1 protein-coding gene is annotated in these 1,666 nt (G+C 58.6%); it reads left to right on the plus strand.

Features of this window, described 5'->3' with window-relative positions; genetic code table 11:
• Positions 1–66: 66 nt before the first annotated feature.
• Complete coding sequence (locus tag E6W33_RS26815; RefSeq protein WP_136420438.1) at positions 67–1,587, plus strand: IS1182 family transposase; 1,521 nt, start codon at positions 67–69, stop codon at positions 1,585–1,587.
• The last annotated feature ends 79 nt before the right edge of the window (positions 1,588–1,666 follow it).

The raw sequence follows: 1,666 nt of genomic DNA on the forward strand, positions 1-1,666 counted from the left end.
GCATCTTGCCACGCTCGAACTGTTATCACAATAACCAGTCTATGGGAGAAACAAGGAGGTTCTCCCATGGCCCGTTACAAGCACATTGATACCAATCCGCGCTTTCTGCCGATTGACCTCTCGCGGCAGCTTTTGCCGGGCACCTTCGAACATGCGTTGAACCATCTGCTCGACCATGAGATGGACCTTTCCAATCTGGATGCACGCTTTCGCAACGACGACACCGGCGCTCCTGCTTATCCGCCTGCCCTGCTGCTCAAGGTCATCCTGTTCGGTTATTCGCGGGGCATTGTCAGCAGCCGCGCCATCGAGCGCGCCTGCCGGGAACAAGTGACATTCATCGCCCTGTGCGGCGACCATGCACCGCATTTCACCACCATCGCCGATTTTGTCAGTACGTTGGGCGAGGACATCAGCCGTATCTTCAGCCAGGTGCTGTTTATCTGTGATCGCCAAGGCTTGATCGGGCGCGAGATGTTCGCCATTGATGGCGTGAAACTGCCAAGCAATGCCTCCAAGAGCAAGAGCGGTACGCGCGCCGACTTCGAGCGCCAGGTCGAGAAGTTGGAAGCCGCGGCGCAAGCCATGCTGGCACGCCATCAACACGCCGACAAGTCTTCCATTGAAGCAGGCCTGGAAGCAAAGGCGGCGCAGCGCGTAGCATCGCTCGAACGCGAAGCTGCGCAAATCCGACAATGGCTGAGTGCCCATCCAGAGGAGCGGCGCGGCAGCAAGGGCAGTGTACGCAAGAGTAATCGCACCGACGGCGACAGCGCCAAGATGGCGACCTCCAAAGGCGTCATTCAAGGCTATGCCGGTGTGGCCGCCGTCGACGGCAAGCATCAGGTGATCGTGGAAGCGCAAGCGCACGGCACCGGCAGCGAACAGGAGCTGTTGATGCCGATGGTCGAGGCGATCCATGGCCTGATCACCGATGATTCGATCCTCACGGCAGATGCCGGCTATCACAGCGAAGCCAACCTGAAGGCACTCGATGCGATGGGAGTGAATGCGCTCATTGCGGACAACAACATGCGCTCACGCGACGAGCGCTTTGCCACCCAGGACAGGCACAAACAGCAACCCGATCCTCTCTACAACAAGAGCGCACCGGACGATGGCAAGCGCCTGTACCAGGCGCGGCATTTCAGCTACGACCCAAAACACAAGACCTGCATCTGCCCGGCGGGCAAGAAACTGTACCGGACCGGCAGCAACTGCCGCATCAATGGTTATGCGGCCATCAAATTCCAGGGAGCGCAGCGCGACTGCTTGCCTTGCACACATCGTGACAAGTGCCTGCGCACGCCGGACAAGACCAAGACAAGGCAGGTAGCGATCTTCCTCGGCAAGGCCGTCGCAGAAAGCCATACCGACCGGATGAAGCGGCGTATCGATTCGCCACAGGGCAGATCCTTGTATGGCAGGCGCTTGGGGATCATGGAACCGGTGTTCGGCAACCTGCGTCACAACAAGAAGCTCAACCGCTTCACGCTGCGCGGTCGTATCAAAGTTGACGTGCAGTGGAAGCTGTTCTGCCTGGTGCATAACATCGAGAAGCTCGCGCATCACGGTTATGCGCAGTAACGACAAAGGCAAGCGCATGGCTTGCCTTTGTCTCGTTCACTTCCCGAATTGACTCAATCGGCTCGAAGCGCAAATTGGC

Source organism: Herbaspirillum sp. ST 5-3, from assembly GCF_004804275.1.
GTDB lineage: Bacteria > Pseudomonadota > Gammaproteobacteria > Burkholderiales > Burkholderiaceae_D > Noviherbaspirillum.